At 58.7% G+C, this 24,373-nt stretch carries 24 protein-coding genes and 1 pseudogene; 23 read left to right on the top strand and 2 right to left on the bottom strand.

Annotated features, from left to right (window positions below):
- The first annotated feature begins 100 nt into the window (after positions 1-100).
- From AABM54_RS11355 to AABM54_RS11275, 18 genes are all read left to right on the top strand, one after another.
- A complete protein-coding gene (locus tag AABM54_RS11355) occupies positions 101-319 on the top strand; it encodes an AbrB/MazE/SpoVT family DNA-binding domain-containing protein (protein WP_347905607.1) in 219 nt (72 codons plus the stop codon).
- 382 nt (positions 320-701) lie between these two features.
- The gene (locus AABM54_RS11350) at positions 702-1,220 is read left to right on the top strand and encodes an Hcp family type VI secretion system effector (protein ID WP_347904712.1); all 519 of its coding nucleotides are present in this window, start codon (positions 702-704) and stop codon (positions 1,218-1,220) included.
- Positions 1,221-1,292: 72 nt separating this feature from the next.
- Positions 1,293-3,347 (top strand): type VI secretion system tip protein TssI/VgrG, encoded by a 2,055-nt coding sequence (tssI, locus tag AABM54_RS11345; RefSeq protein WP_347905605.1) that lies wholly within the window; start codon positions 1,293-1,295, stop codon positions 3,345-3,347.
- Complete coding sequence (locus tag AABM54_RS11340; RefSeq protein WP_347905604.1) at positions 3,344-3,859, top strand: DUF4123 domain-containing protein; 516 nt, start codon at positions 3,344-3,346, stop codon at positions 3,857-3,859. The genes tssI and AABM54_RS11340 overlap by 4 nt, the downstream gene beginning before the upstream one ends.
- A gap of 63 nt (positions 3,860-3,922) precedes the next feature.
- Complete coding sequence (locus tag AABM54_RS11335; protein WP_347905602.1) at positions 3,923-4,765, top strand: hypothetical protein; 843 nt, start codon at positions 3,923-3,925, stop codon at positions 4,763-4,765.
- A complete protein-coding gene (locus tag AABM54_RS11330; protein WP_347905600.1) occupies positions 4,758-6,674 on the top strand; it encodes a hypothetical protein in 1,917 nt (638 codons plus the stop codon). The genes AABM54_RS11335 and AABM54_RS11330 overlap by 8 nt, the downstream gene beginning before the upstream one ends.
- A gap of 6 nt (positions 6,675-6,680) precedes the next feature.
- On the top strand, positions 6,681-7,595 hold the full coding sequence (locus tag AABM54_RS11325) for a hypothetical protein (protein ID WP_347905599.1): 915 nt from the start codon (positions 6,681-6,683) through the stop codon (positions 7,593-7,595).
- 109 nt (positions 7,596-7,704) lie between these two features.
- Positions 7,705-8,619: a hypothetical protein gene (locus AABM54_RS11320; RefSeq protein ID WP_347905597.1), complete on the top strand. Its 915-nt coding sequence runs from the start codon at positions 7,705-7,707 to the stop codon at positions 8,617-8,619.
- A gap of 56 nt (positions 8,620-8,675) precedes the next feature.
- A complete protein-coding gene (locus AABM54_RS11315; RefSeq protein ID WP_347905595.1) occupies positions 8,676-8,945 on the top strand; it encodes a PAAR domain-containing protein in 270 nt (89 codons plus the stop codon).
- A 223-nt stretch (positions 8,946-9,168) separates the two neighbouring features.
- Complete coding sequence (locus tag AABM54_RS26900) at positions 9,169-9,468, top strand: RHS repeat domain-containing protein (protein WP_367576138.1); 300 nt, start codon at positions 9,169-9,171, stop codon at positions 9,466-9,468.
- A complete protein-coding gene (locus AABM54_RS11310) occupies positions 9,465-10,070 on the top strand; it encodes a hypothetical protein (protein WP_347905577.1) in 606 nt (201 codons plus the stop codon). The genes AABM54_RS26900 and AABM54_RS11310 overlap by 4 nt, the downstream gene beginning before the upstream one ends.
- Positions 10,071-10,281: 211 nt before the next feature.
- On the top strand, positions 10,282-10,671 hold the full coding sequence (locus AABM54_RS11305; protein WP_347905542.1) for a hypothetical protein: 390 nt from the start codon (positions 10,282-10,284) through the stop codon (positions 10,669-10,671).
- Positions 10,672-10,933: 262 nt separating this feature from the next.
- Complete coding sequence (locus AABM54_RS11300) at positions 10,934-11,167, top strand: hypothetical protein (RefSeq protein ID WP_347905541.1); 234 nt, start codon at positions 10,934-10,936, stop codon at positions 11,165-11,167.
- A gap of 115 nt (positions 11,168-11,282) precedes the next feature.
- On the top strand, positions 11,283-11,798 hold the full coding sequence (locus AABM54_RS11295; RefSeq protein ID WP_347905540.1) for a sigma-70 family RNA polymerase sigma factor: 516 nt from the start codon (positions 11,283-11,285) through the stop codon (positions 11,796-11,798).
- Between the two features lie 7 nt (positions 11,799-11,805).
- Positions 11,806-12,795, top strand: a complete 990-nt coding sequence (locus AABM54_RS11290) for a FecR domain-containing protein (protein ID WP_347905539.1) — start codon at positions 11,806-11,808, stop codon at positions 12,793-12,795.
- A gap of 354 nt (positions 12,796-13,149) precedes the next feature.
- On the top strand, positions 13,150-15,297 hold the full coding sequence (locus AABM54_RS11285; RefSeq protein WP_347905538.1) for a TonB-dependent siderophore receptor: 2,148 nt from the start codon (positions 13,150-13,152) through the stop codon (positions 15,295-15,297).
- A gap of 108 nt (positions 15,298-15,405) precedes the next feature.
- Positions 15,406-15,759 carry a hypothetical protein gene (locus AABM54_RS11280; protein WP_347905537.1) on the top strand — a complete coding sequence of 118 codons (354 nt, stop codon included), beginning with the start codon at positions 15,406-15,408 and terminating at the stop codon, positions 15,757-15,759.
- A gap of 110 nt (positions 15,760-15,869) precedes the next feature.
- Positions 15,870-16,463, top strand: a complete 594-nt coding sequence (locus AABM54_RS11275) for a hypothetical protein (RefSeq protein WP_347905536.1) — start codon at positions 15,870-15,872, stop codon at positions 16,461-16,463.
- An 11-nt stretch (positions 16,464-16,474) separates the two neighbouring features.
- Here the strand turns inward: AABM54_RS11275 and AABM54_RS11270 are convergent, their stop codons facing one another.
- Positions 16,475-16,690, bottom strand: a complete 216-nt coding sequence (locus tag AABM54_RS11270; protein WP_347905535.1) for a TOBE domain-containing protein — start codon at positions 16,688-16,690, stop codon at positions 16,475-16,477.
- Positions 16,691-16,974: 284 nt separating this feature from the next.
- Between AABM54_RS11270 and AABM54_RS11265 the strand changes: the two genes are divergently transcribed.
- Positions 16,975-18,300, top strand: a complete 1,326-nt coding sequence (locus AABM54_RS11265) for a sensor domain-containing diguanylate cyclase (RefSeq protein ID WP_347905534.1) — start codon at positions 16,975-16,977, stop codon at positions 18,298-18,300.
- Here AABM54_RS11265 and AABM54_RS11260 read toward each other — a convergent pair.
- Positions 18,297-20,660, bottom strand: a complete 2,364-nt coding sequence (locus AABM54_RS11260) for a DNA polymerase II (RefSeq protein ID WP_347905533.1) — start codon at positions 20,658-20,660, stop codon at positions 18,297-18,299. The genes AABM54_RS11265 and AABM54_RS11260 overlap by 4 nt on opposite strands.
- A gap of 238 nt (positions 20,661-20,898) precedes the next feature.
- Here AABM54_RS11260 and AABM54_RS11255 point away from each other — a divergent pair, with 238 nt between their 5' ends.
- The 4 genes and pseudogenes from AABM54_RS11255 to AABM54_RS11240 all read left to right on the top strand — a co-directional run bounded on the left by AABM54_RS11255 (position 20,899) and on the right by AABM54_RS11240 (position 24,365).
- Positions 20,899-21,339 (top strand): CBS domain-containing protein, encoded by a 441-nt coding sequence (locus AABM54_RS11255; RefSeq protein ID WP_347905532.1) that lies wholly within the window; start codon positions 20,899-20,901, stop codon positions 21,337-21,339.
- 151 nt (positions 21,340-21,490) lie between these two features.
- Positions 21,491-22,088: pseudogene (locus AABM54_RS11250) on the top strand (paraquat-inducible protein A).
- Entirely contained in the window at positions 22,085-22,729 is a 645-nt protein-coding gene (locus AABM54_RS11245; protein WP_347905531.1) for a paraquat-inducible protein A, read from the top strand. Before AABM54_RS11250 ends, AABM54_RS11245 begins: the two are co-directional and overlap by 4 nt.
- Positions 22,710-24,365, top strand: a complete 1,656-nt coding sequence (locus tag AABM54_RS11240) for an MlaD family protein (RefSeq protein ID WP_347905530.1) — start codon at positions 22,710-22,712, stop codon at positions 24,363-24,365. The genes AABM54_RS11245 and AABM54_RS11240 overlap by 20 nt, the downstream gene beginning before the upstream one ends.
- The last annotated feature ends 8 nt before the right edge of the window (positions 24,366-24,373 follow it).

Here is a 24,373-nt window from a genome sequence, read left to right as displayed (position 1 = left end):
ACTGTAGATCTTCAACGCCATTGTCGGACGAATTGTGCGTGTCTGGTACCCTGCCCCGGCCGATACCCTGTACTTAAAAAGCACCACAGGAAAGATGACCATGAACAGCTTGAAAGTCACCATCGAAGACTGGAATGGGGACGGAGTCATCCGCATTCCGGATGCAGCGCTCCAGGAGCTCGGCGTTGATGTGGGCGACAGCCTCTACATCGTCGAAGTCGATGCCGCCACACAAGTCATCGTGTTATCGAAGACCCCGAAGCTTCGGGATCGCCTCGACGACCTGCTGGAAACACTCGACAGCCCACCCGGCCGCTGATCCGAACCGACGCCGCCAAAGGCACTCAAACGCACGGGTCGAGGCCAACCAGGGCGGGGCCTTTCCTGGTCCAGACAGAAAAACACAACTGCGCAACTTCTTGCGCACTTGTTTCCAGAAACCCGCTCGTAAATCCCCTACAGCCCACGGCCCACCTGACCTGTAGCCGAGTGCGCAACTTCTTGCGCAGTACTGCGCAACTTCTTGCGCACTTTGGCGACCTTTCCTACGCGCAACAAGGCAAATTCTTACGCCTTTGACGCATAACTATTTGATTTAAATAGTATTTTTAATACATGGCACAAACCTTGATACATAAAGATCACCCACCGGGCGATTTCGCCCCCGGGCTATCTCATTTATGTCAGCAAGGAGAGCATCCATGGCAACACCAGCGTATATGTCCGTCACCGGCGAAAAACAAGGCCTGATCACCGCCGGCGCCTTCACCGCTGACTCCGTTGGCAACACCTACCAGGAAGGTCACGAAGACCAGGTCATGGTTCAGGGTTTCAGCCACGAAGTCATCATCCCGCGTGACCCGCAATCCGGCCAACCCACCGGCCAACGCGTTCACAAACCCGTGGTTATCACCAAAGTCTTCGACAAGGCTTCCCCACTGCTGCTGGCTGCCCTGACCTCGGGCGAGCGCATGACCACTATCGAAATCAAGTGGTACCGCACCTCCGCTGCCGGCACCCAGGAGCACTACTACACCACCAAACTTGAAGACGCGATCATCGTGGACATCAAGGACTACATGCACAACTGCCAGGACCCGGCGAACTCGCACTTCACCCACTTGGAAGACGTGCACTTCACCTACCGCAAAATCACCTGGACCCACGAAGTATCCGGTACTTCGGGTTCCGATGACTGGCGTTCCCCGGTCGCTGGCTAAGTCTGGCCGACCGTTACAACACATCGGCCAGCTCTGCTGGTCGATGTCACTTCGGCGCTTGAGGAACAATGGATGTTCAGCCCTGCCCACCAGACGCATTTCAGCCTGTCTATCGACAACCTTGCGCATGACCTTCAAGTGCTCTCCTTTACCGGCAAGGAGGCGCTCAGCACGCCGTTTGCCTTCGAAGTGGAACTGGTCAGCGAACGCCCGGACCTGGACCTCGAAAGCCTGCTGCACAAGCAAGCCTTTCTGGCCTTCAACGACACCGACAGCGGCATTCACGGGCAAGTCTACCGAGTCGCCCAAGGGGCCAGCGGCAAACGCCTGACCCGCTACAGCGTGACGCTGAGGCCGCAACTCGCCTATTTGAGCCAACGCCACAACCAACGTATTTTTCAGCAGTTGCCGGTCAACCGCATCATTGCGCAGATCCTCGAAGAGCACGGCCTCCTGGGCAATGCCTATCGGTTTGCGCTGAGTACCGCGCTGCCCTCGCGCGACTACTGCGTGCAGTACGACGAATCGGACCTGCAATTCATCCAGCGCCTGTGCGAGGAAGAAGGTATCCACTACCACTTTCAGCACAGCCGCACCGGGCATGTGCTGGTGTTTGGCGACGACCAGACCGTGTTCCCCAAACTCGGCCGTCCCACCGCCTACCAGCCGGACAGCGGCATGGCCGCCACCGAGCCGGTGATCAAGGCGTTCGACCTGCGCCTGGAAGCACGCACCAGCCGCACCACCCGCCGCGATTACGACTTCAAGAAACCGCGAATGCTGCTGGAGTCTGACTACGAGCCGGAAAAGGACGCCAAACAGCCTGACCTGGAAGACTACGACTACCCAGGCCAGTTCATTGATCGCGAGCGGGGCAAGTTGCTCAGCCAGCACGCTCTGGAACGTCATCGCGCCGACTACCGCCAGGTCGCCGGTAAAAGCGACCAGCCGACTCTGGTCTGCGGCCACTTTCTGCAATTGGGCGAGCACCCGCGCACCGAGTGGAACGACCTGTGGCTGCTGACCGAGGTGTGCCATGAAGGCAAGCAACCGCAAGTCCTCGAAGAGTCCATCACCAGCGACGTGCAAGTCTCGGACGGCTTTGTCCAGGGTTACCGCAACACGTTCAACGCCATCCCCTGGGCCACTTTCTACCGGCCACCGCTGCCACCGCGCAAACCCGTGCTGGCCAGCCAGACCGCCATCGTGACCGGGCCCAAGGGCGAGGAAATCTATTGCGACGAACACGGCCGGGTCAAAGTCCAGTTTCACTGGGACCGCGACGGCCGCTACGACGACCAAAGCAGTTGCTGGGTGCGCGTGGCGTCCAGTTGGGCAGGCCCCGGTTACGGCCAGGTGGTCATCCCGCGCATCGGCATGGAAGTGTTCATCACCTTCCTTGAAGGCGACCCGGACAAACCGCTGATCACTGGTTGCGTGCCGAACAATGTAACGCCAGTCCCTTACGAGCTGCCGGCGCATAAAACCCGTAGCGTGTTCAAGACCAACAGCAGCCTGGGCGGCGGTGGCTACAACGAACTACGGATTGAAGACAAAGCCGGGCAGGAAGAGATCTACGTTCACGCGCAGAAAGACCAGAATATCCATGTCAACAATGATGAGACGGTCTCTATCGGTAATGACCAGACCATCGGCGTCGTGCGCGACCGCATCACAACCATCGGCCAGGACGAGACCAACACTGTCAGTCGTAACCGCAAGGAGCACATTCGCCAGGATGTTTTCGTCACGATTGATCGCAACGAAGTGCGCAAGGTCGGTAACACACTGCAAGAGGACATCACCGCCAGCCACTTTGTGACGGTCGGCGAAAACGAAAAAATCGTGATCGAGGGTGTGCAATCCATCGAGGTCAAAACGGCCTTGCGTACCCTCACCCGCGAGTACCAGCTACAGGGCACCGACAGCATTCTGATTCGTGGGCCAGCTGGAAAAATCCTTCTCGACAGCAGTGGCATCACCCTGGATGCACCCAACATCCGGCTCAAGGGGAACGTGAGTATCGTTGCTCCTGCCGGCGACCAGGTTCAAGCCATCGAGGCGGCCATTAACCAAGGCTCGCCGCTGATCGAACAATGCCCCTTCGCCAAAGGGGACAAAGCATGAGTGCCTATCAGCATCTCGATGATCGTGGGCTGGCGAGTCGTGCAAGTAACGTACGGATGTTCGTCCTGATAGAGGCCTTAGCCGACCGCAATCTGTTGGCCCGCTTGGAGTTCCACTCTGTCAACCATCGTTCACTGTGGCGTCTGGAGTCACAGAGCGAACTGGAAAAACACGCCCCGTACCTGTGTCAGATCGAACCAGGAGGTGATTTCGATACCTGGTTGGGCGACAACTACGACAAGGTTGCCTTGACCTGGCTGTTCACCCGGATGTCCTTCGACGATCTCTGGCAACACTTGCGTCGCTTCAGCAAATTCGAGAACGAGGGGCGGTACTTTTTCCTGCGTATTGGCAGTCCAGGCTCTCTGCATCTGTACGTGGCCTCAATCGCTCACACGCCTGTGACCGTAGCGCGGCTCTTTGCCGACGGTGGCATCGAAGAGTTCTATTTTCATGATCCGCAAACCGGCCCTGTCACAGCGGGTGCAACCTCTGTTCGAGCAACAACGTGACACCGTCGCCGAATTCGACGGTTCCCTTGTCTGGTATGACGTCGTTGTGCAGGAGGCCGTCTGATGGCCTTACCCTCCATAGACCTTGGCGCCATGGAGCGCATAGAGCGTAAACAGGCCAATCGCCGGCTGGCCCGCTACCTGTGCGAAACCATGGCCCCCGTCCTGCCCCGCCTGCCCAGTGAACCGGAGTGCGTGCCGGGTTTCGTTGACCTGGCCAGCGTCAACGCCACAACCGCACAGTTCGATCAGGGGCGCCAGTACAGCATCCATATCATGATCAGTTTCTTGCTGGGGCTGAATTGGGAGCATGACCCTGCATACGCCTTGGTGCCTCTGATCTTCAGCGATGAAGGCATGGCAGAAGACTCACGCCTGGATATGGCCTTGAACACCGCGATCAAACTGCGCCAGCAGCTCGAAGCCGTGCAATCCCGCATGCACGCCGTGACCCTCGAAACCCTGTTCATTCCAATTGAACAACTCAACCAGCACGACATGTGGTCCGCCTTTCAGCGTTTGGCCGAACTGCGCGGCGTAGTCGATGCGCAAGACGTATTACATATCCTCACGCTGTACGAAGCCGACGCCTGCGAGTACTTCGGCTTACCCCCGATCAAGCGCAAAAAGCTGACGGCGTACGAACGCCTGGGTTATGAGCAAATGGGAATACCGCTGCCTCTGCCCACCGATGAACTCAAAGACATGGAGCGCGATAGCCTGATCCTGTTGACCCACCATGTCTTGCTGGCGGCGAGTTTTGGTCGCTTCTATCACGTCAATCCACTGCTTCAAGCCTTGCATCAATCCCTCAGCGACGCGGCCAACCTGCCTGCGCGAACCAGTGCGTTGGTGACCTTTCTACAGCAACATCAGAACGCCCTCACGGAGCCTGCCCATGGCTAACGAAGCAGTGAATGCCAGCTACGAGAAAATGGCTCAGGACGCAATGGATGACCAAGCGCCACGCCCAAAAGTCACCTGCACAGCGTGCGCTGAGTTGGGAGTGCCCTTCGCTATCAACGGCCCATCGGGGCCGCGTGATGCGGACTTGCTGCTGGGTATCCCCTCCAACGAGAAGGCGGCTACTGCGGACTGGTTTACCAGTAACAAATGGATCAAGGACAAGGTCCAGAATTTCCGTGACAGCTACTTGTTGCAGGTCATTGATAGTCTCGGGAAGACACATGGGGAGGCTTATCTCGCTGAGCTCTATTCTTTTCTGGCGGCCAAGGGCTATGAGTTCGTCTGTATGGACGACGAGATTGAAACCGAAGATTACGTGACTCCGCGTTTCTGGGCCGAGGTTGCTGGTATCCAACCGACACCCCCAACCATTGCGTGCGGCAGTAGCAATTTCGTCTTCCACAGCGGTCGCATCTATTTCTGGACCTTTACCTCCGCCCGCTATGTCGATGACCGATCGATCGGTCCACGTGGAGAGCGCTCTGCGCTGCCCCACTTCGACTGGACCATCACCGGCCAGTACGACCCAGCTAAAGCAGCCCGGGACCTGGCACAGCACTACCAACGGGCCAAGGAAATCGACAAGACCTGGATGAAGGTCTATGCCGTGACGGAAATCGTCTTCGGCGTCCTGACGCTCGTCCCCGTCGTGGGCACAATGGGCCGTGGTCTCTTCGGAGCTTACAAGGGTATTCGTTATGCCATTGCCGCCATTGACACGGCGCTGGCCTTGAATGCCATCGGCAGCGGTAGTACCAAGCTCATCACCGGCGAAAACATCGATGTCGGGGAAAAGCTCTTCGCAAGCCTGGGCAGACTCGCCGACCCCAAGGACGGGGGCGAGCGTGGCCGTCAGGTGTTCATGTTCATCAACCTCGTGATGTTGACGCCGGCTGCGTTTGGCGGGGCGCGCTGGATCCTGCGCAAGATACGGCGTGCACCAGCGTCAGCCGCACTCGACGTCAAGGTACTGAACGAAGAACAGCGCAAGCGACTAGGTGGCCATACCTCGGCCGAACCTCTGGCCATCGAACTGCGCGGCACCAAGCGCGAGACCGGCGCCAGTGCCAAAAACAGCGGTAACGAGACTGGCCCTGGCGAATGGTTCGACCGCCCTTCGCTGGACACTAATAGCAGTCAGGTTGGCTACTCCACCCCAATGGGCAAAGCCAACTACGCCGTCATGTCCAACTCCCTGCAATCCCGACTGAGTTTGTTGATCATTCAGCACTGCGGTAGCCTCAAGGTCGTGGGCCGTATATGCAAGATGGTCGGGGATGCAGGCGAAGAAGCATTTGCAGCCTCCCTGATCAAGCAATGGGGCGTGCTCCCCGGTCGGATCCTCGGCTATAGCAACAATGCGAAAATCCCCAACCGCTTCGGGCTGTCCAACAAGAGCGGCCATGGTCTCGATATGCTGGTCTGGGTGCCACCGCCACCCTCTATAACCGTACGCACCCCTACGGATGCCATGCGTCACGTGATCGACGGCAGCAATGGTATAGCGCCCACCAAGACCTTTACCTTTACAGAGGATACGCTGTTGGTCATTGAGACCAAGTCGACCTTGGGGGGAGCGAAGACGCCTAGGTTCAACAGTACTCAGCAAGGGGGTGGGGCGGGAAAGCTTCAAAGTTTGAGAAAGAAAATCAGCTCGCAAAAAAGTGGATGGACACCCGAGAAGATGGCCGAGGTTGAGCCAAATTATCGCGAAAAAATGAAAGCCATTGATAGCGCTCAACGCAATGGAAGGATTGAGTACTTCCATGCTCAGATATTCTTCGACTCGCAGGGAAACTTGAGCAAACTGGTTGGCAACGGTTCAGGCATACAACTTAATACGTGGTGACAGATAATGGCAAAGAACGCTATGAGCAGACTGGAGAAAAGTCTGCGTGGAACAAAAAAATGGGCATCAGGGAGTTCTTTTCCGACAACTGACTTTGAGGAGTATCTCGAAGGCCAGGGTGATGTTGGGGCCGCCGTAGGTGGATTCTTCGGGTTGTTTGCATTGGGACTGCAGGAGATAAAGAAAAGTCTGCTGGCCGCAGAGTCAGGACAGTGGAAGCTAGCCAACCAACATATGGGCTATGGCTTTACGCGTATGATTTACTCGGAGACTGTTGATTTAATCGATCTGAAGAACTCCACGCGTATGCTGTTCGATGACCTAGATGGCGCCACTCATTTGATGCTAGGCGCTATCGCAATGGGCCGGCCAGAACTCGTGAAACCCTTTCACCAAACAGTGTTTTCCGCTATCGAGGGAGGTTATGGCATTCGCGACGGCCATGATCTACCGCTTGGCACGACGCTACGATATGCTGCCTTCGGCCTGACCATCATTGGCGACTGGCTAGACCAACCCCTTGATCTGGACAAACACGCCTTACCACGTGACCCTGCTTGGGGGCAACTGGTTGCCAATTGGCGCAACCCGGATCCTGACGCACTACTGCCCGCACTGTTGATTGCTTGCGATACTCACGTGGAACGCATCGCGCTGACTGAACGCGAGAGCGATACAGGAAAGTTTGAATTCAGCTCCGAATTCCTCGCCGTACACCCCACCGAAATTCTCGCCGTATTACGCCTGCGTGATCTACTTGGCCTGCCCAACCCGAGCGAAATCGATCACCCACTGATGAAGACGCCTTACGCCGCCATCACCTGCCTGCCTGGTGCAATCACCGAGCGCGACGAGTTGCTTGATCAATTTCTCGCCATCGTGCGCCAGCGTGATCCGCATGTTTTGCCACCTGGGTTGTGAACGGTAACGACATCTCCCCTGCAAGCCACCTACATTATCAACGCTAAGGTGGCTTGAGTTAGCTAGTTTCTAGTGACTCCGGCATACAACTGAATACGCGATAAAAACAATGGCCAAAAATGCTATGGACAGGCTAAAAAAGAGTCTGCGTGGAACAAAAGAATGGGCATCAGGGCGCTCTTTTCCGATTACTGACTTTGAGGAGTATCTTGAAGGCCACGGTGATGTTGGGGCAGCCGTTGATGGAATCTTCGGATTGTTTGCATTGGGGATGAAGGAGATAAAGCAAAGCCTACTAGCCGCTGGGACAGGGCAATGGGCATCAGCTAACCAGCATCTGGCCCATGGTTTTGCACGCATGTTGTATGCGGAAATAATCGACATCAACAACGGAAAAGGCTCTAACCGTATAAAAATTGGCGATCTGGATGGGGCCACTCACCTGATGCTGGGAGCAATCGCCACAGGGCAAACTGAACTCGTAAAATCCTACCATGAGACATTGTTCGCCAGTATCGAAGGCGGCTATGGCATCAGCGATGGTCATGATCTACCGCTTGGCACAACACTGCGCTACGCCGCCTTCGGCCTGACTATCATCGGCGACTGGTTGGGCCAACCCCTCGATCTGGAAAAACACGCTTTGCCACGTGACCCCGCCTGGGGGCAGTTGGTTGCCAATTGGCGCACCCCCGATCCTGACGCACTGCTGCCGGCGCTGCTGGTTGCTTGCGATACCCACGTTGAGCGCATTGCCTTGACTGAGCGTGAGGATGACAGCGGGAAGTTTGAGTTCGGCTCAGTGTTCCTCGCCGTACACCCCACCGAGATCCTCGCCGTATTACGCCTACGTGATTTACTTGACCTGCCCAACCCGAGCGAAATCGATCACCCGCTGATGAAGACGCCTTATGCCGCCATCACCTGCCTGCCCGGTGCAATCACCGAGCACGACGAGTTGCTCGATCAATTTCTCGCCATCGTGCGCCAGCGTGATCCGCATGTTTTGCCATCGGGGTTTTGAGCGATAACCACACGACCACAACTGCTCCTATCGATTGATACTAAAAGGAAGTAACCATGTCTGGACGAGGCGCAATCCGCTTGGGAGATCAGCATTCCGGCGGTGGGACCATGATTGAAGCCAGTGGTTTTCCGGTGAATGGCATTCTGCAATGCCTGCTGGGTGACAAAGCATTTTGCCCAGCACACAAAGGCAATTTCCCATTGGTGTCCGGTGGTGATGGGACTGCGATTCATGATGGGCGCCCAATGGTGTTTGAGCCCGCACAACTCGCGTGCGGTTGTAGTGTCACTTCGTCGTGCACTGCTCAATATGCCAAGGCATGAGCGTCTCAATGAAGCGATGTTGCCGCTCAGTATCACTGATGCTGGGTATGGGTTTCATCAGTGCAACAAGTGATCAACCCCCTCCGCGAAGTACTCGAGTGTAGTGAGCAGACTCTCTAAACCGAAGGTCGATGCGAGGTTTGTCGGCCGCGACTTCAGTGTCGAGTAGCACTACGAAGCACTCAGCGATTCTGACACCGCAGCCAACCGCCCGGACAACCGCATCCTGGCCTTCAAAGACCTGCGTTTCAGTTATGACACCTGGGGCAACCTCAGCGAAAAAACCAGCGCAAGCGGCGCGATGCAACGGTTTCACTACGACAGTGAAAACCGCCTCATCCACGCCCAGACCTGGCAAGGCACCACCCTGAGCAGCGAGGGCCCGTTACCAGTACGACGCCGTCGGCCGACGCATCGGCAAACAGGTCACCCAAAACGAGCAAACCCAACACACCCGCTTGCTCTGGCAAGGCGTCTTCGCCTACCCCAGGAGCAACACACAGAGCGACGTAACCTGGCATGAACGAACTTCATTGGCTTAATGAGCAATTCCACGAGATACAGCCTAAAGCTGATTCTTTTCTGGACACTTATCTAAGTAGCGTCAAAACACGCGCCGTACGAAATGTAATAAGCAAAGGCGCGCTATACAACCTGAGGCCATTTGAGATCCAGAGATCCGGCTTTAAATTGGGCAAAGAACTTAAAGCACTACCCAAGAACATCAAAAACACTCATATATATTATTTCGACATAGAAGAAAGAGTTATATTAACTGAGATTTATGGGCAATCAGGAAAAATTAAAAACAGAGCGTTTTATTTTTACGAGGCCAATGAATTTAAAAGCATCTGCTTTAATTCCGGAGGCAGCATAAGAAATATAATGCTCAGCTCGCTTGATACGGGCAGGATTGTGCAGGAAATCAACTTTGGAAAATATGGCGAGAGCTCTTATAACTACCTGTATGAAAACAACAGGCTTACGTCGATTACGATCAAGCAAAAAGAGCATGATCAAGACGATTACTCCAGCCACCAGGTTTTGTTTAAGTATTTAGATGGCGAGATGATCAAAATCACTAATGTATTCCCAAACGGATACCAAGAGCAACGATATCCATAACGGAGGAGTACTGAATACCTCATACATACCCCGTACACCTTGCCGACGCCCAGGTTCAACAGGTGCATTACCAGTACGACAAACCCAACGATCAGTGCCACAGAGTTTGAAAGTGGGTTTTTCAACAGTAGCCTGCAATGACTAAAGCCTTTCATACAGACAACCCAACCATCAACGGTATCACTAATGACACAGATCGAATCGCCCACACATGACAACCCAAAATGAAGTCCTCAAAAAAGTAAGCAACCACACCTTCCTGGCGCGTATTTTCAGCAGAAACATTGACTGGAACGAAAATCTGGATACCCGTGACTCTACCGAGTTCGATAGTCCCTGGCGCACCAGCCATGACACGCTCAACACGGGTGAATACTCCGAGAGCGAAACAACCACATCAATAAGGGAATCCGTATTCAAGCAAGTCTTCCACCTAACCCAGAATGCCGACCTGGCGGGGTATGTGTCGGATGACTTCGGGTTGATTGCAATGGCATTCGACTGCAAGGCAGACATTGAATTCGTCAACAACCTCTGGGAAAGCTACTGCGAAGGAAGTTTTCCAGGCGGCCAAGCAGACTCTGTTGACCGAAACAACTGAGAAGCCTGCGGAACCAGTCCTCAAAACCGGGAAATAGTGAGCCCTGCGCTACGACAAATGGATCCAATCGCCTCTATAATGCCGCCCGCATTTTCAGGCAGGTTGTGACAAAGCCCTCGGCCAACCGTCACGCGTTAATGCCCGAAGATAGCGCCCTACCCTGTCCGTTACACCGTTTTAGTACTCATCCCTATAGCAAGGAAGTTATTCAATGAAATGCCCTCACTGCGCTACAAACATCAGCCCTTTTTCACGTGCGCTCATGGGCCCGAGCAAACCGGGCGGTGCCCGTGAGTGCAAAGGTTGCGGCCAGTTTTTTTCGATCACGGCGGACAAGAAACTGGCGGTGATTGTAGCTATCGCGGCATCGACTGTCGGTTTTCTGCTGTTGCGTCCCATCCCGACAGTCGGGCCAGCGCTGTGGGGTGGTGTCACCATGCTGGTGACGTTCCTGGTGGCTGCGCGCTTGGTGAAACACGAGCCTAAGCCAGAGTAATCCTGCGCAGGAACAGAGAGGGACGCGAGAACCGGCGCTTGCCAGGTTTCCCGGCGGCCAATATGATAACCATTATCATTAGCAACCCCCTCTCATCTCACTCTGTGCGTACTCCATGCCTTCGACTCCTCCGGCAAGCCTTTACGGTCTCGCGGCCCTGTACCGCGAGCAGCATTCCTGGCTGCAACGCTGGCTAAGGTCCCGGTTGGGTTGTTCACACAGTGCGGCGGACCTGGCGCAAGACGTGTTCGTTCGCGTGTTGAGCAAAGCCGAACCGATCGAGATTCGGGCGCCGCGAAGCTTTCTGGCGACGGTGGCACAGAGCGTTCTGTCCAATCACTTCCGTCGGCAAAAGCTCGAAAAAGCCTACTTACTGACGTTGGCGAGCTTGCCTGAAGCCGTAACCCCAGACCTCGAAACCCAAGCCATTTTGCTGGAAACCCTGCTGGAGCTGGACGCCGTGCTGGAACGTCTGGAGCTGCCGGTGCGCAAGGCGTTTCTCTGGTCCCAGCTCGAAGGGTTGAGCCACGGCGAGATTGCCGAACGCCTGCACGTGTCCATCGCCACCGTCAAACGCTATATCGTCAAGGCCGGTGCGCTGTGCATCACCCTTGACGCTGGCTGGGGCTGACCCGGCGATGAGCGCGCCTCAACGTGCGCCCGGCGCTGGCGCTATCCCGCTGAACATCGCCGAAGAGGCCATGCAGTGGTTGCTGGAATTGCAAGAACCGCAGGTGTCGGAGCAAACCCGCGCACGCTGGTTGCTCTGGCGTCAGGCCGATCCGCTGCACGAACAGGCCTGGCAGCGCGCCCACGCCTTTTCGCTGCGCATGAGCGCGCTGCGTTCGCCCGACCAGAAAGCGTTGGCCAGCGCCACGTTGTCACCGATGTTGTCGCGCCGCAGCACCCTGAAAAATCTGGCGGTGCTGCTCGCCGCCGGAGGGGTTGCCTGGGGCGCCAGGGACACCGCGCTGGTGCAAGACTGGTCCAGTGATTTCAGCAGCGCCGTGGGTGAACGCCGCACGCTGCAACTCGCCGAACACGTGACGGTGCAGCTCAATACCGACAGCGCCATTGACGTGCATTTCGATCCTCAGGCACGGCTGATCCGCTTGCGCCGCGGGGAAATCATCGTCGATGTCGCCTCTGTCGACGGGCACCCATTGTGGGTGCAAACCGCCGAGGGCCGGATTCAGGCGTTGGGCACACGATTTGCCGTACGCCAGCGCAACGGGTTTACCCAGGCCAGCGCGGTACAGGGCGGCCTCGGCGTGTTTCCGTTGGCGCCATCGACCGCCCTCGCCCCGCTGCCCCACGGCGAAATCATCAGCTTCGACAGGCAAGGCCAATTGGCCCGGCGCCCTCAGGATGCCGGCGAACTGGCCTGGACCCAAGGCATGATCGTTGCGCGTGGCCAACGCCTGGCTGATTTCCTTGCGGACCTTGCACGCTATCGCCCGGGTCATCTGGGGTGCGACCCATTGATTGCAGAGCTGCGAATCTCCGGGACTTTTCCGCTGGACGACACCGATAAAGTGCTGACAGCCCTGGGCGAAACCTTTGCCCTGGACATCCACCGAATGACCCGTTACTGGGTCACGCTGAAACCAAAAAACGCTTACAGCTGATTTTGTTTGCAGGTGGGTGAGCCGTTTTCGTTTCTCGCGAGACTTGTATCCCCAACGACCACTTCATTGGGGAACAACCCATGCACCACCCGAATCAAACACGCCCGCTCAAACAGCAACTGGCCGCCGCGGTGCTGCACGGCATTGTTTGCATGACCGCCACCAGCCCGCTGTGGCTGGCGTCAACACAGGTACAGGCTGCGCAAAACCAGCTCGACTTCGCCATCCCGGCCGGGCCATTGAGCGAAGCGCTGGCGCGATTCGGTGAGACCGCCCATTTGCTGGTCAGCTACCCTGCCGAATTGACCGAGGGCCGCAAGACCCAAGGTCTGAACGGACACTTTGACGTGGCCAGTGGCCTGGAAGTGTTACTCGGCGGCACCGGCCCTGCAAGCGGTGCCAGGTGCCAACGGTGCCTACCGTATCGCCGAACGCCCGAGCACAAACGCCATGCAACTGGACGCCTTGACCATTTCCGGCAAGGCCCCCGGTTCGACCACCGAAGCCACCGGTTCCTACACCACGCAGTCCTCCAGCAGCTCGACGCGCCTGAACCTGACCCCGCGCGAAACGCCGCAGTCGCTCACCGTGATGACCCGCCAGCGCCTCGACGACCAACGCCTGACGAACCTGGTCGACACCCTGGACGCCACCCCCGGAGTCATTGTGCTCCGCGATGGCATGGGCACCGAGTCCGATAGTTTCTGGTCTCGTGGTTTTCAGATCCAGAACGTCGAAATCGACGGCGTGCCAACCGTCACCCGCATGGATAACTACTCCCAAAGCATGGCCCAGTACGACCGTGTAGAAGTCGTGCGCGGTGCCACGGGCCTGATCAGCGGGCTGGGCAACCCGGCGGCCACCATCAACCTGATCCGCAAACGCCCGACCGATGAAGCGCAGGCCAGCGTCACTGGCGAAGCAGGCAACTGGGACCGTTATGGCACCGGGTTCGACGTCTCCGGCCCATTGACCGAAAGCGGTAACGTCCGTGGCCGACTGGTGGCCGACTACAAAACTGGCGGTGCCTGGATCGACCGTTTTAAAGAACAATCGCAGTTGCTGTACGGCATCACCGAATTCGACCTGACCGAAGACACCTTGCTGACGATGGGCTTCAGTTACCTGCGCACCGACGTCGACGCGCCCCTGCGTTCCGGCCTGCCAACACGCTTGCCCAACGGTGCCCGGACCGACCTGAGCCGCTCGACCAATGGCTCGCCTGACTGGTCCTATAACGACCATGAGCAGACCAGTTACTTCACCTCCATCGAGCAACAACTGGGCAACGGCTGGAGTGGCAAGATCGAGTACACCCACACCGAAAACAAATTCGATGAGCTGTTCACCTACCTCAACGGCACCCTGCAACCCGACGGCAGTGGCACCAGCCTGTTGCCGGTGCGGTTCTCCGGTATTCCGCGCCAGGACAACCTGGACCTGTACCTGACCGGGCCACTGAACCTGTTTGGCCGTGAACACGAGTTGATCGGCGGGCTGACCCTGTCCAACTACAACGAGAACGTGCCGAGGTACGGCGGCTGGCGTTATGACTATTCGGGCTCCAGTGCCGGAGCCATCGACAACCTGTTCAACTACCACGGCAACAACTCCAAACCGGACTTCCCGGTCGTCGACAAGTCGTCCACCGAGGAAACCCAGTACGCCGCCTACCTCACCGGCCGGTTCCACCTGACCGACGATCTGAACCTGATCCTGGGGGGACGTCTGGTCGACTGGAAACGCGATACCGAAGAGGGGCCGAACGGTTCGCGCAGTGAAACCCATAGCCGCGAAACCGGGGTGTTCATCCCTTACACCGGGGTGGTTTACGACCTGACCGACGTTTGGTCGGTGTACGCCAGCTACACCAGCATCTTCAACCCGCAAGCCTCCTGGGTACGCGATAAAAACAACCGGTCACTGGAGCCAATGCAAGGCAAAGGGTATGAGCTGGGTGTGAAAGGCACACACTTCGACGGTCTCCTGAACTCCAGCATGGCGCTGTTCAAACTCCAGCAGGACAACCTCGCCGTGTGGCAGGCCGAATTCCCGGGCAGCAACATCTACAAGTCCGAGCAAGACACCACGTCCCAAGGCATGGAGTTCGAACTCAATGGCGAACTGGCCGAAGGCTGGCAGGCCAGCGCCGGGTATGCCTACACCGTGACCACTGACGCCGATGACAAACGCATCAACACCACCCTGCCGCGCCACAGTCTCAAGACCTTCAGCACTTACCGCCTGCCGGGCGCGTTCGACAAACTGACCCTGGGCGGTGGCGTGAACTGGCAAAGCAAAGTGGGCAACGACCTGCACACCTTCACCCAGGGCAGCTACGCGATCACCAACCTGATGGCGCGCTACGACATCAGCAAACAGCTCAGCGCTTCGGTCAACCTCAACAACCTGTTCGACCGCGAGTACTACAGCTATGCCGGCTCCTACGGTAACTACGGGGCGCCGCGCAACATCATGACCAGTTTCAAATACAACTTCTGACCCTCGGCCGGCTACGTCAGCGCCTGTCTCTCGATGGGCCTGACGCACCCGGTCACCTGACGGGAACAGGTATCATCCGCGCCAGATTATCTGGCCTGGGAGCCTGTCATGGAAAAAGACGAGAACAGAATTCGTGAAGTCATTGGTGTATTTCAAGGCATTGATCAACTGGCCGGGTTCGCCAGGGAGCGCTCTGGCTGGGGAGACAGCGACGGTGGCTTTGGCGTGATCTATCCCGAGGACCTGGACGAGTACCAACGGGAAGTGGAAAAGCTCTGCATTCCCGACGGCCAGGTCGAAGTCTATGGCTTCTGGGGGCCGCCGAACGGCTATCAGTTCCTGGCCATGGAGAGGTTTTACCTGGAGATCCTGGCGTCGATGCTGGAGTCACTGGGGCAACGCGACTCCGCCCAAGAAGTGCGTGAACTGATCCCTCACTGCCCGACTGCGCCGCTCGCCTGAGCCCGGCATTCAACAGCTGAACCGCCAACATCATCGGCTCGGCCCTGCTCGCCTTCATCAGCTAGCCTTGGAGCACCAGTGCCCGGAGGGTACGACGCGAGGCAGTGCCCATGTTCAGATTCATCAAAACCACGGTGGCGGGAGGCTTGCTGTTTATCCTGCCGCTGCTGCTGATTGCCGTTGTGCTGGAAAAAGCCCTGAACCTGCTGCGCGGCCCCGTGCACAAACTACTGCCGATGTTTGCCGGCTACGACATTGCCGGCGTCGCCGTGCTGACTCTGGTGACATTACTGGTGCTGATCCTGGTGTGTTTTTTTGCCGGGTTGCTGGCGAAAACCGCACCGGCAGCAAAGCTCTTCAGCGCACTGGAGGAGCACGTGTTGGGCAACTTGCCGGGCTATCAGTTGCTCAAAGACGCCACCGCGCGTTTTGCCGGCATGGAAAACGTCGAGGGTGCGAAAGTCGGTTTGCTGACCGTGGATGAGGGCTTGCAAGTGTGCCTGGTGCTCGAAACACAGGGTCACTGGCTCACGGTGTACGTGGCCGATGGTGGCCCGGCAGGCGGCACGGCGGGTGATGTTCGGCTGGTAGCCGCGACGCAGGTCATCCTCACCGACCTGCCCTGGTTATCGGTGCTGGCCTGCCTGCGCCGTGGCGGCCGGGGGTTGCTGGAGCTGACCGGGCCCTGGATCCCAGAGCCTTGAACGTGCGTGGCTCAGAGCTTGGCAATCGACACCTCGGTGGATTTGACGAAGGCAATGACTTCGCTGCCGACCACCAGTTCCAGGTCCCGAATGGAGCGCGTGGTAATGACCGAGGTGACGATGCCCGACGCGGTTTGCACATCGACTTCAGACACCACCGAACCTTCGACGATTTCCTTGACGACGCCTCTGAACTGGTTGCGAACGTTGATTGCTTTGATGGTCATGGCGAGGCTTCCTGTCTGGGTGAACCCATCGTGATCGCTGGGCAGGCCTCTAACATGCACCCGAAGAAACCATTAACAAAGGAATGAATAAGTCTCTAGTTATTCCATTTAAATATAATAGTGCGCCAAAATCCGCCTGCAAAAACATCCGATCCGAGGCAAATACCCCGGCCTTGTCAGGAATACACCGTCCTCTGCGCGGCGCACATTGCTGCTTCCAGAACCCTCGATTAAGCTCAGCCCGGTGCGGCCGTCCGGCTGCAATCCTTCGCTCGAAGACATCCATGACCGATCAGACCAATGTGCACCAGCTCGAAATCCAGCAATTGCGCGAGATGATTGCGCACAACTCCGATTGGTTGTGGGAGGTGGACACCCAGGGTCGCTATACCTTTTGTTCTGAACACATTCGGCAGTTACTTGGGTATACCCCCGAACAAGTGCTGGGCCGCACGCCCTTCGACCTGATGCCTGCGGACGAAGCCGTGCGTCTGGCCGAGACGTTTGCAGCGATTGTTGCGCAGCAAAAACCCTTCAGTGGCCTGATCAATCGCAACGTGCGCGCCGACGGCACGCTGGTGTTGCTGGAAACCAGCGGCGTGCCCGTGTTCGAAAACGGCGTGTTCAAAGGTTATCGCGGCATCGACCGGGACATCTCGCCGTCCATTGGCCCCTTGAGCACGCGCGTCGTTCAGCTTGAAGCGCTGTACGCCGCCGCGCCGATTGCACTGGGGTTGATCGACCGGGCGGGGTTGTTCGTCAATGCCAACCATGCCCTGGCCGAGTTGCTCGGGGTCGACGCCAACTTGCTGCCGGGCCGCAACGCCCAGGACTTTCTGCCCATCGCCACGGCGGACATTCCCCAGGCGTTCACGCAGATGGAATTGGGTCGCACGGTTGCGCAAAGCTATCTGGAGCGCAACGACCACAGCTACCTGCTGACCGTCAAAAGCGTGCGCGATCCCAATGCTCACGTCATTGGCATGACTATCGCGCTGACCGATGTCAGCGAACAACAGCGCATGCGCGAGGCCCTCGCGCGCAGTTACGAGCAGTTGGCCGCCGTCAATGCCCGGCTCAGTGAACTGGCGGAAAACGACTACCTCACCGGCCTGCCCAACCGCCGTCGGTTCGATGAAATGCTGCTCACCCAGATCGCACTGGCAACCCGCGAGCAGCGTCCACTCTCGCTGCTGATGCTTGATGTCGACCAGTTCAAGGCCTACAACGACCACTACGGGCACCAGGCCGGCGACGACTGCCTGCGCCGCCTCGCCCAGGTCTTTCGGGCCAGCCTGATGCGTCCCGGCGACACCGTGTGCCGGTATGGCGGTGAAGAATTTTCGGTGGTCTTGCCCAACACCAGCGCCGACGCTGCACGGCACATTGCCGAACGGCTGCGCCACCATGTCGTGGAAGCGGGGTTGGTCCACGCACGCTGCGAGACCGGGCACGTCACCGTCAGCATTGGCGTCGCGACTCTGGATTCGTTCAACCCTGATGTAATGGTCGCGAGCCCGCTGATCGAAGCCGCCGACCGTGCGCTGTACCGCGCCAAGCAGAACGGGCGCAATCGCGTGTGCCCGGCGATCACGCCTTCAATGCCCTAGAACAACCCCAACTGCCCGCCGATCAACGTGGCGAAGTCGTCGTTGACGAACGGCAGAATGGCGTCGGCCACCGGTTGCAGTTGCCGGGTGATGTAATGGTCGTAGTCGATGGGTGCCTGGCGGATTTCCAGTGGTTCGGGCCCGGCAACGCTCATGACATAGCTGATCCAGCCACCGTTCTGGTACTGCCGGGGCCGTCCCTGCCGGTCGTTGTAGTCGTCGGCGGTCCTTGCTGCCCGCACGTGGGGCGGCACGTTGCGCTGGTACCCATCGAGAGGCCGGCGCAGCCGCTTGCGATAAATCAATCGCTCATCGAACTCGCCGGCCAGGGTCCGGCGCACGTAGTCGCGGACATAGTCCTGATAGGGCTGGCGGTGAAAAATGCGCAAGTAGAGTTCCTGCTGGAACTGCCGGGCCAGCGGCGACCAATCGGTGCGCACGGTTTCCAGGCCCTTGTAGACCATCTCGTCAGTGCCGTCGGGCCGGGTGACCAGACCGGCGTAGCGTTTTTTGCTGCCCTCCTCGGCGCCGCGAATGGTCGGCATCAGGAAGCGTTTGAAGTGTGTTTCGAACTGCAATTCCAGGGCGCTGTCCAGCCCGAACTCGTCCCGCAAATGGCTGCGCCACCATTGGTTGACATGGGCGACCAGCGCCTGGCCGATCTGCGCCGCTTCCTGCTGGCCGTGGGCGCGCCGCAGCCAGACAAAGGTGGAGTCAGTGTCGCCATAGATCACCGTGTGGCCCTGGGCTTCGATCAGTTTGCGTGTCTTGAGCATGATTTCATGCCCGCGCAGGGTGATCGACGACGCCAGCCGCGTATCGAAAAAGCGGCAGCCGCTGGAACCGAGTACGCCGTAGAAGGCGTTCATGATGATTTTCAGGGCCTGGGACAACGGCGCATTGTGCTCGCGCTTGGCGGTTTCGCGCCCTTCGGCCACCCGCGCCACGATGGCCGGCAGGCAGTGGCGCAAGCGGGAAAAGCGTGCCCCACGAAAACCCGGCACCGACGCCTGGTCATCGGGGTGGCGCAGGCCTTCGATCAGCCCCACCGGGTCAATCAGAAAGGTGCGGATAATCGACGGGTACAGGCTCTTGTAATCAAGCACCAGCACCGATTCGTAGAGCCCTGGTTGCGAGTCCATGACGAAACCGCCGGGGCTGGCTTCTGGCGGCCGTTCGCCCAGGTTCGGCGCCACAAAACCCTGGCGGTGCATGAGCGGCAGATAGAGGTGGGTAAACGCCGCGACCGAGCCGCCGCTGCGGTCGGCCGGCAGGCCGGTGACGCTGGCGCGTTCCAGCAAGAAGGTCAGCAGCTGGGTCTTGGCGAAGATCCGCGTCACCAGTTCGCAGTCCTTGAGGTTGTAGCGCGCCAGAGCCGGTTTGTCCTCGGCAAACATGCGGTTGATTTCGTCCATGCGCTGGTACGGGTTATCAATCGACTTGCCTTCACCCAGCAACGTTTGGGCGACGTTCTCCAGGCTGAATGAGGGGAAACTCCAGGTCGCCGAGCGCAACGCCTCGATGCCGTCGATGATCAATCGGCCGGCAGCCGCCGCGAAATAGTGGTTATTGCCCGAACCGTGCTCGCGCCACTGCATTTCCTCGCCACCGCGCCCCAAACGCAGCGGCACTGCCAGGCGACGGGCGTGTTCATGCAGCACGCGCAGGTCGAACTGCACCAGGTTCCAGCCAATGATTGCGTCGGGGTCGTGGAGGGCCAGCCATTCGTTGAGTTTTTTCAGCAACAGGGTTCGGGAATCACAGTATTCAAGCGCGAAATCCACGGCGCTGTCGTCGCCGTTCGGCGGCCCGAGCATGTACACCTGCCGTTGGCCACAGCCCTCGAGCGCGATGGAGTACAGCTCGCCCTGCGCGGTGGTTTCGATGTCCAGCGAACACAGCTTGAGCTGCGGCCGATAGTCTGGCGCCGGTTTCATCTGCGCGTCGACTAACAGCACGTCACCGTCCGGGGTACCGCTGAACGACACCGGGGCGGTGATGAAACGCTCCATCAGATAGCGTTCCGGCGGTCGGATATCAGCTTCGTAGACATCCACGCCGGCCCGGCGCAAGACGTTGTCCAGGTGCATCAACTGGCGGTGCTGCTGGCAATAGAGGCCCAGCACCGGGCGATGATGAAAGTCCAGCAGGGCCAGCGGACGCAGCTCGACCCCGCGCTCGTCACGCAACAACGGCTCGGCCTGCTCGCGCTGCGCCGCCGTCATAAACGCTACCGATGGCTGGTGCGGCAACCGGACGCAACGCGGGCCGGCATCCGTCGCCAGCCAGAACTCGACCTGAGTCCCGGCGGGCGTGTCGCGCCAGTGCCGGGTCAAGACGAATCCTTGCTGTAAATCCACCACTGCAACCTCACATGCCCGTTTCAGCCGGCAATTCTACTCGCCCTCGGCGTCGATAGCCCGCCGCATCCTGCGCACGGTGCGGATTGACCGGTTTCGCTGAAAAACCTCCACCAATGACGCTTTTCTACCCTATATGTGCCGCTTTGGACCTTGCCCGACACGCGTACGTCTACGATGCTGTAATAACCGACCGGGCGGCTTGCGGCTGCCCCGATAACAAGAGTGGAGAGGCCTCATGAAGACCGTTGCGCAATTGCTGAAACTAAAGGCCAGCCAGAACCAACAGGTTCACACCATCAAACCTGATCAGATGGTGCTCGAAGCACTGATGAAAATGGCCGAGAAAAACGTCGGTGCCCTGCCCGTCGTTGAAAATGGCGAGATCGTGGGCGTGATCAGTGAACGTGACTACGCACGTAAACTCGTACTCAAGGGCCGGTCTTCGGTCGGTACACCGGTCAAGGAAATCATGAACTCGCCCGTGATCACCGTGGACTCGCACCAAACCGTCGAGACCTGCATGGGCATCATGACCGACAAGCACCTGCGCCACTTGCCCGTGGTGGAGAACGGCCAGTTGCTGGGGCTGTTGTCCATCGGCGACCTGGTCAAGGAAGCCATTGCCGAGCAGGCCGAGCTGATTCAGCAGCTGGAGCAATACATCCGCGGCGAATAACCCGCCCGCCGCCACGAGCCGCCCGGTCGCCCGTACACGACCGGGTGGCTGCGACGCCCGCTATCGCACGCGCAGAATTTGCTCTATCGCGATGCACTTCTATATTGAGTGAGTCCATTGCCGTTCCCTGCCCTGCTGCCGAGCGCGACTCATGATGAACACCGAGCAGTTGATCATCTGCGAGCACTGCGATTGCGTGTATGAAAAAGCCACGCTCGCCAAGCACCAAAAGTCCCTGTGCCTGCGCTGCGGCGCGGTCCTGCAACGCTACAACGGCCTGACGGTCCAACAACGCCTGGCCCTGACCCTGACGGCCACGGTGCTGTGGATCTTTGCCAATTTCTACCCGGTCATGAGCATCAGCCTCAAAGGCCTGAAGAACAGCGCCACCCTGTGGGATTCGGTGCTGGCCCTCAGCCAGGGGCCGATCACCTTCATTGCGCTGGTCGCGGCCATTTCCATCATCATTGCGCCGGTCTTCCAGCTCCTGCTGTTGGTCTGGGTGCTGAGCTTTGCCCTGGCCAACCGGCGCTCGCCGGCGTTCAAGGTGTGCATGCGCTGGCTGGAAACCCTCCGGCCCTGGAGCATGCTCGAGGTGTGTTTGCTGGGGGCGATGGTCGCGGTGTTCAAACTCGCCGGCCTGCTGGATGTGCTGCCCGGCATCGGCCCTGTTCGCCCTCGCGGCCCTGAGCCTGCTGTTGATCCGCATTGCCGGTCGCGATGTGCGCGACCTGTGGGACACCCTATGAACACCCCGCCAGTGGCCAGCGACCTCAAGCTTTGCCTGTGCCACAGTTGCGGGAAAGCCTGCGACATTTCCGACCACGCCGACACGTGCGACCGCTGCGACGCGCCGCTGCATCCGCGCAAAATCAATTCCATGACCCGCACCTGGGCGTACATGTTGGCGGCGCTGGTGTTCTACATACCGGCCAATCTGCTGCCGGTGATGAACACCAGCATGCTCGGCAGCGGTTCCGACAGCACCATCATCAGCGGTGTGCTGGAGTTCTGGGAGCACGGCGCCTGGGACATCGCCCTGATCATCTTCATTGCCAGCATTGCGGTGCCGGGCGTCAAGTTTGTCGCCCTCACGCTGTTGCTGGTGACTGCCCAGCGCCGCAGCCTCTGGGCGCGCCGCGAGCGTTCGAAGCTCTACCGGTTCGTCGAACTCATTGGCTACTGGTCGATGCTCGACGTGCTGGTCGTGGCCCTGGTGGCGGCGCTGGTGAAATTCCAGGCGCTGGGTGATATCGAGCCGCGTCCGGGGATTCTGTTCTTCGGTCTGGTGGTGGTGTTCACCATGCTGTCGGCCATGAGTTACGACCCGCGCCTGATCTGGGAAAACCAACCATCCGAGGAGGTCATGGATGAAGTCGCACGCCACTGAGGGGCAACCATTGCCCGGCCAGGCCGCCATCAAGACCCGTCGCTGGAGCATTTCGCTGGTGTGGGTGGTGCCGATCGTCGCGGTGCTGGTGGGGGTATCGCTGGTGGTGCACAACTGGCTGCAACAAGGCCCGATCATCACCATCAACTTCAAGACCGGCCAGGGCCTGACGGCCAACAAAACCGAGGTGAAATACCGCAACGTGGTGATCGGGCAAGTCTCCGACGTGGAGCTGAGCGGCGATCAGAAAAGCGTCAACGCCACGATAAAACTTGCCAAGCAGGCGGAATCCTTCACCCGCAGGGACTCTAAATTCTGGGTCGTGCGGCCGCGGATCGGCGCAGGTGGCGTGTCCGGCATCGACACGCTGCTGTCCGGCGACTTCATCGGTGCCGACGCCGGGCAAGACGATGGTCGCGCCAAGACCTTCATCGGGCTGGAAGTGCCCCCGGCGATCACCTACGGCGAACCGGGCAAGCGTTTCACCCTGCATACCCAGGACCTTGGTTCGCTGGACATCGGCTCGCCGGTCTACTACCGCAAGATCCCGGTAGGCCAAGTGGTGTCCTATGCCCTGGATGCCGACGGCAAAGGGGTGAACATCGAAATCTTCGTGCACGCGCCCAACGACACCTTCGTGACCGATAACACCCGTTTCTGGAACGCCAGCGGCATCGATTTCGACGTGGGCGCCAACGGTGTCTCGGTGCGAACCGAATCACTCTCGGCCTTGCTGCTCGGGGGCATTGCCTTCCGGGCGCCGGACTACAACCCCAACGATCAGTCCGCTGTCGAAGACAAGGCCTTTGACCTGTTCGTCGACCAGCAAAGTGCCCTCGCCCCGCCAAACGGCAAGGCACAGTTCCTGACACTGCGCTTCGATCAGGCATTGCGCGGGCTCAAGGTCGACGCACCCGTCGAATTCCTCGGCGTGGAAATCGGCAAAGTGGTCGCGGTGAACCTGGATTTCGATGAACAGCGGCGCAGCTTTCCGGTCAACGTGGGCATCGTGATTTACCCGCAACGCCTGGGCCGGGCTCACACCAAGATGCTCAAGGTGCTGGAACACAATCCCGATGACGAACAGGCCATCGGCCGCCTGATGTCCACCTTTGTGGGTAACGGTCTGCGCGCCCAGGCTCGCAACGGCAACCTGCTGACGGGCCAGTTGTACATCGCCCTGGATTTCTTCCCGAAAGCTGAAAAAGTGGCCTTTGACCCCACAGCACGCCCCATGAGCATACCGACCCTCCCGGCCAGCCTTGAGCAGCTGCAAGAGCAGTTCCAGGCCATGGTCGACAAACTCAACAAACTGCCCATCGAGCGCATCGCCAACAACCTCGACGGCAACCTCACGGAAATGCGCAAAGGCCTGAAGCAGTTCAACGCCCAGACCCTGCCCGGTGTACAAACCACCTTGCAGGACGTAAGCAAGACCCTGCAATCGGCCAGCTCGACCCTCGCCGAAGACTCGCCGCAACGTGAACAACTGACCAAGACCCTGGACGAACTCGGCCGCATGTCGCGCTCATTGCGTGAACTGTCCGACTACCTGAGCCGGCACCCCGAATCGCTGCTGCGCGGCCGTCCCAAAGACGCGTCCGCGCAGGACCTGCAACCGTCTGCGCGCAATTGATCACAGGA

It is taken from the genome of Pseudomonas purpurea (genome assembly GCF_039908635.1).
GTDB lineage: Bacteria > Pseudomonadota > Gammaproteobacteria > Pseudomonadales > Pseudomonadaceae > Aquipseudomonas > Aquipseudomonas purpurea.
This window is presented reverse-complemented; position numbering and strand designations above follow the sequence as displayed.